Annotated in this window: 12 protein-coding genes; all 12 read right to left on the bottom strand. The window is 35.5% G+C overall.

Annotation, left to right across the window (positions count from 1 at the left end):
* On the bottom strand, window positions 1–209 hold a 209-nt coding region (locus D569_RS0121980; RefSeq protein WP_018934590.1), incomplete at its 3' end, for a head-tail connector protein.
* 12 nt (window positions 210–221) lie between these two features.
* Complete coding sequence (locus D569_RS23325) at window positions 222–536, bottom strand: hypothetical protein (protein ID WP_018934562.1); 315 nt, start codon at window positions 534–536, stop codon at window positions 222–224.
* A gap of 16 nt (window positions 537–552) precedes the next feature.
* Window positions 553–732, bottom strand: a complete 180-nt coding sequence (locus D569_RS0121970; RefSeq protein ID WP_018934563.1) for a hypothetical protein — start codon at window positions 730–732, stop codon at window positions 553–555.
* A 32-nt stretch (window positions 733–764) separates the two neighbouring features.
* Window positions 765–2000, bottom strand: coding sequence for a phage major capsid protein (locus tag D569_RS0121965; RefSeq protein ID WP_018934564.1), 1236 nt, complete (start codon window positions 1998–2000; stop codon window positions 765–767).
* 1 nt (window position 2001) lies between these two features.
* On the bottom strand, window positions 2002–2793 hold the full coding sequence (locus D569_RS0121960; RefSeq protein WP_018934565.1) for a head maturation protease, ClpP-related: 792 nt from the start codon (window positions 2791–2793) through the stop codon (window positions 2002–2004).
* A 52-nt stretch (window positions 2794–2845) separates the two neighbouring features.
* Window positions 2846–4075 carry a phage portal protein gene (locus D569_RS0121955; protein WP_026287434.1) on the bottom strand — a complete coding sequence of 410 codons (1230 nt, stop codon included), beginning with the start codon at window positions 4073–4075 and terminating at the stop codon, window positions 2846–2848.
* A 155-nt stretch (window positions 4076–4230) separates the two neighbouring features.
* A complete protein-coding gene (locus D569_RS0121950; RefSeq protein WP_018934567.1) occupies window positions 4231–6018 on the bottom strand; it encodes a terminase large subunit in 1788 nt (595 codons plus the stop codon).
* On the bottom strand, window positions 5993–6310 hold the full coding sequence (locus D569_RS0121945; protein ID WP_018934568.1) for a P27 family phage terminase small subunit: 318 nt from the start codon (window positions 6308–6310) through the stop codon (window positions 5993–5995). Before D569_RS0121945 ends, D569_RS0121950 begins: the two co-directional genes overlap by 26 nt.
* Before the next feature lie 127 nt (window positions 6311–6437).
* Window positions 6438–6797, bottom strand: coding sequence for an HNH endonuclease (locus D569_RS0121940; protein ID WP_018934569.1), 360 nt, complete (start codon window positions 6795–6797; stop codon window positions 6438–6440).
* Complete coding sequence (locus D569_RS0121935; protein ID WP_018934589.1) at window positions 6787–7086, bottom strand: hypothetical protein; 300 nt, start codon at window positions 7084–7086, stop codon at window positions 6787–6789. The genes D569_RS0121940 and D569_RS0121935 overlap by 11 nt, the downstream gene beginning before the upstream one ends.
* An 11-nt stretch (window positions 7087–7097) precedes the next feature.
* Window positions 7098–7589: a hypothetical protein gene (locus D569_RS23780; protein ID WP_018934588.1), complete on the bottom strand. Its 492-nt coding sequence runs from the start codon at window positions 7587–7589 to the stop codon at window positions 7098–7100.
* A gap of 148 nt (window positions 7590–7737) precedes the next feature.
* Window positions 7738–8271: a hypothetical protein gene (locus D569_RS0121925; RefSeq protein ID WP_018934587.1), complete on the bottom strand. Its 534-nt coding sequence runs from the start codon at window positions 8269–8271 to the stop codon at window positions 7738–7740.
* Window positions 8272–8400 lie beyond the last annotated feature (129 nt).

Raw genomic sequence — 8400 nt, 5'->3', positions numbered from 1 at the left:
GTACCAATCACTTGAGGACGACGCTCCTCATAATAGCCGGCCACCAATAGTTTGATAGCCATTCCATAACTAACAGTAGATTGATCTTTAATACCAGAGTCCTCCAACTCTTCAACAGCAGTATCGATAAATTCTTGAATTTGAGTATTTTCCTCATCGCCGTCAATTTTTAAATATTCTTTTACATTTTGTAAGTCTGGTAGAGGCATCAAAAATCCCCCTTACTCTTCTGGTAAGAGGGATTTAATGTGCTGAACGACACCTTTACGGTCCGATCCACTTTGTTCCATCTCTAATAACTGTTTCAATTCGTCTGTTGATAGATCAGCAGTGATTGCTTCTTGTACTTGAGTTACATTACCATCAAGTACAGAAGGCTCTTCATTCCTTTTAGGTTCCTCTATTTTTTCTCCTAAGTAACCTTTTTCTTGCAATTCTTTAATGCGTTTTTCGTCATTAGATTCATAGATGTCACCAGCAGCATAATACTTTTTAGTAAGTTTATCGATAAAACGTTTTAGAACTATATATTTCATTTAAAATCCCTCACTTTTATGATGATTGGATAATCCCAACCGCACGTAAGGCGGCTAGGATTTCATTTTGTTTAGCAGCAATGTCTTCTGCAGTTGCTGAAGATGGGTCAGCATGATCTTCTATTGGTTCCGCTTGTTTCCCATCGGCGGTAATACTACCACCTGTTGTTAAATGGATATCGTTAAAATAAGGCATATTCAACACCTCCATGTTAGATTTCTGGTTTATTAGACTGTTTCTACCACTTTCGCAATACGGAATGCAGATTTTAACTTGATTTGGTGATCTAACCAAGCTGTTAGAACGAACAATTCCACACCTGTTTTTACATCTTTATCACGATCACGTAACATCTGAAGATCGTAGTTAAAATGAGAATAAGCAAAGTCACCAACAATAGGATCTGAAGCAGCATCGACGAATTCAGCAGGTACACCTAAGACTTGTTCTGGTTGAGCGTTATAGAGAGATGCATTACCGTTAGCTAACACTTCAATAATGTCCATGTAATCCGCATAACGCATTACCACTTTTGCATTATCACGGAAATCTTCATGCAAATCTGCAATAGCTGCTTTAATTGCTTTATATTTGGACTCTCCATTTACTTCTTTAATGTCGTTTTGAGTCGAATAGAAGGACATATGCTCTTCACCAGTTGCTGGTGTTGTAGCAAAAGCAACCTTTTTCTCTTTAGCTGCTAAACCTGATTCAAGACCTCGATCGACTGTTGTAACAAGATTTGTTGTAGTTCCGTTTAAAACAGTTTCGGAAATTGGTACAAATACTTTGAATTTGTGACGACCAAATGTAACAGTATCACCAGTTGCTTTCATTTCCTTCGCTGTTTCGGTATCACCGATAAAGTCATCATCATCCAATTGAAATGCAATTTTCGGAATTTCTAAGTTGGTTTCTTGCGTAAATACTGAGATGTCACGCAATGGATTTTTGACAAATGGTTCATGGATAAGTTCATTAGATACTGTTTTTGGCAGTAACTTTTCTCCACCAGTGCTAGGATCTGTGTTATCGCCTAACGCTTGAAAGACCTCTTTCGTAATAGGCTTATTGGTCATCGTAGCACGAATCATTTCCGCTTTCGCTTCGACTTTCTTTTGTTTTGGATCGTCGATACCTTTGATGTTGTTTTGATCTTCGAATTTTGCTTTTTGTTCTGCTTCTAGTTGATCGTGCTGCTCTTTAATCACATCAAATCGTTGTTTCAAATCATCTCGTGATTTTTGTAATGTTTGAATATCCTCAGATGTTTTGGATGTGTCAATAGCAGCATCTGCTAATTCATTTTCCACTTTTTGAAGTTGTTGACCGATGGTTGTCATGTTTTGTTTGTACTCAAAAAGCGTCTTTTGACCACCGAAATACTGCAAGTTATTTAGACGTAACCATTGTCCTTTTTGACGTTGTTGCACAGATTTTAATAATGCTTGGCTCTTTTTCATGTTAAATTCCTCCTAAAATATCTTTTATTAATGCTGAATTTTGTTTAGATTGTTCAGCTATTTTCTGTCTTCGTGCCATCTCTTCTTCAGAAATACCTTCTTCTTGTTTATCCACTTTCTTTTGAAGAGCTTTTGGCACATTTTTATATTGCTTAAATAAATCTTCACTGACAGAAGCAACGGCTTGATTTTCTTCTAGAACTACATCAGCTAGTCCGTATTGTTGAGCTTCATCTGCAGATAACCACGTTTCATCATCCAACATTTGCTTTAACTCATCTTCATTTAGTTTTTCACCTGCCTTTTGGAGATAACTTTGGACCGCTGACTGATTAATTCTGTCTAAATCATCCGCTTTTTTACGTAATTCATTGGCATTACCTAGCGCAATAGTCCAGGCGTTATGGATCATCATCATAGAATTTTTATACATATGAATCTGATCACCGGCCATTGCAATAACACTAGCGATGGATGCAGCTAAGGCATCTACATAAACATTCACTCTTGCCGGATGGCTTTTAAGCATATTGTGAATGGCGATTCCTTCAAAAACGGCACCACCAGGTGAATTAATGTGTAAATTAATGTTGGAAACATCGCCTAGATCGTCTAAATCTTGCTTGAAACTAGATGCTGTTGTATCTTCTTCTAACCATTGATAACGTTCTATGTCACCGTAAATAAAAACATCCGCTGAATCTTCTTGATTAGCAGACATCTTCATGCTCCAAAACTTGTTTCGCTTTTTAGCAAAATGTTGAAGGTTTAATTTCAATTGTCGCTTTCTCACTTAATCCACACCCCCTTTCAAATGGCATAAAAAATACACGTATTATAACGTGTTATCCATCCCCATTATTTGAATTATTACTGCTATTACTGTTTGATTTTCGTTCTGATGGATCCATATCAATTGGATATAAATCTCCGCTAACCCATAATTTAGATGCGTTCCCTCCCACCGGAGGTAAATCCTCATACATCCTAGCTTCATCTTGCTTCATCCACCCATTACGAATGGCTTTGGCGTAATAATCGCCTTGGGTAGAGATATCGCCTCTAAGAAGAGCCTTCGTGTTAAATTTAAAATAAAAACCAGCTTTTCTTTCGGCTGGTGTAAGTAATTTTCTATTAAATTCTTGCTCATACTGCCTTACAATTGGCATTAAAGTAAGGTCTACAAACATACGCATCAGCTGTTCATTACTTGAATAACTCTGCCCTTCTGTATCATTGAGCATTGTAACTGGCATATTAAAAACATTCGCTACCCTGGAACGTGTAATCCGTTCGGACGCGAATGTATCAGCTGCAACGTATTTTCTCTCCAATTCTTTAATTTCTACACCTTGTTCTTGGAACAAAATACCGCCATTATCCTTGTAGAACCTTTTAAAATCTTCAATGACTCTTTTTCTTTTGTCATCATCTAAATTTCCACCGTATTTCAATATAAATGAGTTTGGTGCAGATTGCATTTCTTTTAAACTGAACTCTCGAACTGCCTTATCAAAGTCATTGGCATTCTGTAACACTTTAATGGGATTAATTCCCTTTAAACTATGTGAACCTACAATATGCTTAACATGTAACATTTCCATATTGTGTACATAATAGCGATTCCCATCTTCACCTAGAACCTGGTACCATAATTCTTTACTGTTTCTTTCGATGACAGGCTCCACATAATCTGGATTAATTAATGTTAGTCCGGAAGGCTGTAACCTTATGTCACGTTCAATAAGAGCATAACCATTTCCTTCTTCATCCCTAGCAGTTTCTAAATTTCTAATAAACTCAAAACCTGTCATATTAGGATTGGGATTGTTAATTAACACATCCGAAGCACTATTTTGCTTCATTTCATAGTTTTGATACAATTTTAACGGCAATGTAGCCATACTATTGGATAGCCTTGTAACTGCGCTAAAAATAGTTTCATTAGTGGCTAAGGTGGAATTATCAATACCCCAAAATGACTTTCCCATCCAAGATGAAAAATCAAAGCCATCCCCCTTCCATGCTGCATAAGCGCTATAAAATGAGTATTTTAATCGCTGAAAGAATCTCAATGTTTCACCACCTTTCAATTTGAATTAGATGTGGATCACCTCCTTAGTAAACAAACATCCAATTTTTCATTCTGATAGGTTCGTTTTGTATACATGGTTGAAAATTGAAAAGTAAGATTACAATCAATAACAAACTGAATAATTTCATTTACCAATCACTCCTTCATCAAATCTTGCATACTAACAACTCCAATATCACCATCACCAGTTGGAACAACCAATTTTTCCATTACCTTTGTATGAGCATTTAACAATGCTGCAAATCCATCAATTTTACGATATCGACCAGCTTTTGTTGGTAATCTATTGTTATTTCGGTCTTTCACAAGCTCCACGTTGTTTATATACCAACGGAGAAGTGGATTCTCATTAAATATTACTTTTCCATCCAAAAACATTTCTTTCAAATCATCTAAAGCAGGACCAAGAGTTTGAAAACCTTGTCTTACTTTTTCTGTTTCAAAACCTTTTTCTTCTAACGATTTATTTAATCGGAAAGCTTTGGCCGGATCATAAGTAATCAATGGAATGTTATACATTTTAGCTTGTTCCTCGATCCATTCTTCGACAATGTCTTTGTTAATGTACTCTTCATCAACGATTGTTAAGTAATTATCTTTTTCCCACTCTCGATAAGGTATTTTTTCATTACCTTCTTTTACTTTTTTCAATGGAATCCAAGAATGAGATAAGACAAACACTTCTCCTGTTTCTAACGGAAATTCTACACAAGCACTTGTAAAGTCCTCAGAGTCAGATAAATCATAACCAGCAACCCCTTCAGCACCTTCAAGTACTTTAATATCCATGTGCTTATCGTTTTTCTCTAATGTTTTAAAATCAATAAAAGGAACTTTGCTGCCATTCGCAAATATATTAAATTGTTTAGTTATAAAGTCTGAACGCTCTTCTGGAGTTCGTTTATCCTTATCCCAATCATCCATGAGGACATCTAAATCAAGCGAAACCCCCATGTTAGGGTTTGCTTTAATCCATGTTTCTGGCTTTTCAAACTCTTCATCGTTATCTAATTCAGCCAAATAATAAAAAGTACGTTCATCTTGAATGGCACCTTCCAACACTTGAACACCATCAGCATAATATTTAACAAGAGGACCATCTAGTTGATAACCAGCAGTTGTAATATATAAAATAAGTGGTTGTTTACGAGATCCACGTGATTTTTTGATAACGTTAATCAGTTTATAATCCTTAAATTCGTGAATTTCATCAAATACACCAAGATGTGTATTCAAACCATCTAATTTTTCACTGTCTGAAGCACGAGGCTCAATTTTGGAAAATGCTTTAGCATACTCAATTTCATCACGCTTAGGAACGAATCTTTTTCTCAGCTTTGGCGATTTTTTTACCATCGCTTTGGCTTCATCAAAAATAATGCTTGCCTGTTGTTTAGCATTTGCTAACAGATAAACATTTGCACCGTTTTCCCCATCTTTGGAGAAAGAATACAGTGATAATCCTGATATTAATGTCGATTTACCGTTTTTTCGACCAACAAAAATAAGGCCCTCACGAAAGCGCCTTACACCAGTATCTTTATGAACCCAACCGTATAATGAACCTATCACAAAATGTTGCCACGGCTGAGCAATTAATTGATCATAATCACCTTTAGATGGTTTGCAATACTTTTCAATAAATCTTACTGGACGATATGCCTTTTCCTCATCAAACACCCATGGAAATTCGTCCGTTCCTTGCCTTTTTAAATCATTTAAATGCCTTTTGGCTGCTAAAATATTATTTTTACTTGCTACAATCTTGCCTTTAACAACTTGTTTAGCATACCAGGTTGTCAATAACTTGTCTGATGGTTTTTCAAGGATATTACCTTTCTTCACCTGGTCTTTTTTCCATGTTATAAAACTAAAACTTTGCTTTGCCTTCTTGATGTTAGAAGCTGTCGAAGTCGTCGTCATCTCCACCATTCTCTATTTTCTTTCGTTGTGCTGGAGTAAGACCAAGTGATTTTAACAAGTTATTAAGCGTTTGAACTGTTTTCGTTAATTCGATCGCGAGAGGATTTTTTACAAGATTCTTGGCTCCGAATTTATTAGTATGCTCCATTAAAAGAGTAGATTTTTTTAATTCTGCTTTCATTTTTCGATAAAATTGATGTGTTTCGACATACAATTTTATCAATTCTTCATCCGATTCTTGATAATTTTCGCCTAGGTATTCCCTCAGTAATTTCGCGGTTGGAACAGCCATTTTGTAAATCCTCCTCTCATCATTTTTTTCTGTTACCCCCCTTTCATGAAAATTTCTCCACGGTGAAAACGAAGGGGCGGCTCGCTCTGGGCGATTGATCGACTCCAGTTTATTGGGTAGGGGGGTATCACCATGTTTGCTCTGGATTTTCATTCACTTCAAAAGTTTTTATTTTTCTTGAAATCTTTTTCTCTTTCTTTTGTCCAAAACCTTTCTCAGGATGAAGATCGTTATGACAATCGAAGCAAACACTTATTAAGTTAGTATCTACCAAGGCTAGGGTTGGGTCATCTCTTAGGTGAACAATATGATGAACTGTATCAGCTGGTATAGGATCATCATACTCCATGCACACCTGGCACAGGTACTCATCTCTTTCTAGGATAGTCTCTCTCTTTTTTTGCCATATAAAACTTTTGTAAAAGGCATCTCGCATTGCCTTAGTTAAACTAGTTGTACTTGTCCAAAGAAATGGATTAACTTTCATCCTTTTCCACAACCGTTTTTAATGTATCAGCCATTATCCTCACCTTACGCCTTAACTTATGCAGTTTATTTTTCTGCTTAATTTTCAGGGGTGCTTTTTTCTGCAGCCTTCTAATTTCTGCAGTGATTTCTCTAATTGCATCATTTTCATAATGGGTTGTGAATTTGTGCTGACAATCTGGACACTCAATAAAATGCCGGACGATATCATTTTTGACCGGTTCTTGTTTAATATCTTTAATCTGATTCACATTAAAAGTGTGACTGCAGTTATCGCATTCAAGTTTCATGATGGATCACCTCACGTTAACCTTTCTATTTCAATACCAGTTAAGTTTGGTTCACCATTATCATTTAGTTCATAATGATCAACATTGACTTCTAACTTCCCAGGATAATCTGTCCTAGTTTTCCAGTCAAAATGAACTCGTACTTTATTAGTTATCTCTTTACCTTCATGAAAAACTTTAGGCAATGTACTATCCTCGTTATCCAATTCAATAACTAAAAATGTATTTCTTTTCTTTTGCTCCTCCAACTCTTTCAATGCAGCAGTAGCTTTTTTCGCTTCACGTTGTACAGCCTTCAATCCTTTCAATGCATCAGAGCAATCTATGTCTACAGTAAAAGAACCAACGCTTTTCTTATTTTCCACCTTTTGAATAGGCCCTTTGCACAAGAAACAATTCCTACCATCCATTCTTAATTCTCTTTGTTTACTTACAGACATTTCAGCAAAACACTTCATGCATTTATAAGTAACCATACCTTCGCACGACTTATTGTCTGCCATGATCTACACGCTCCTTTGATTTTGTATATAAAAAAGGCACCCAAGTATTTTAGATACTGAGTGCCTTTTTGAAATAGATATTATTTTACTCACTATCATTTTAAATCTTTTCTATTGCCTAGTAAATGACATCTTTTTGACATATCATTTAATCATAAAACCTTATACTATCTACTCCAAAAATCAAGCCAGATAAGGTGTTACAAGCTTTATTAACATCTCGATATACTGTCCTTGTTTCTATATTGTGACATGTCGCAATATCTTCTGCTTTGGATTCTTCAGTAGCAATATACATTTTATATACTACATCGTACCTTCTTTGCTCCTCTGGTTTAATAGATCTCTCACAAAGTGCTTTATAGACAGATAGCATACTGTTAATAAAATTTACCATAATCAACGTTCTTTCTTTACTCTTTTTAATAGATTCAATGGCATTTTCATCACGTTCTAATTCATCAAGGATATCTTTAGGTTGCTCAATTTCATCAATATCCATTTTGACTTCACTGCAATGTAAAACAAAAGTGCGATAATTTTTTAACAGGAGTTTGGTATTACGTAATCTTCTATCATGTTTTTCTTTTGCTTTCTTATTCATGTATTCGTTATAAGCTTCAATAGCCTTTTCTGAAGCCACTTCTGTAATTAACTTTAATTGTTTTTCAGTGATGTGCATTTTCATGCCTCCTTTGAAGTGTCCCTAGATCACTGTCCCTAGATTAAAACAGCTATAATTATTGATATAATAAGGGTTCGTTTATCTGTCCCTAGATTACTTTGACATTCTTTTATATTTTTTAACTCC

This window comes from Gracilibacillus lacisalsi DSM 19029 (assembly GCF_000377765.1).
In the GTDB taxonomy this organism is placed as follows: domain Bacteria; phylum Bacillota; class Bacilli; order Bacillales; family Amphibacillaceae; genus Gracilibacillus; species Gracilibacillus lacisalsi.
The sequence above is the reverse complement of the archived record's forward strand: the minus strand, read 5'-3'. Positions and strand labels throughout refer to the sequence as shown.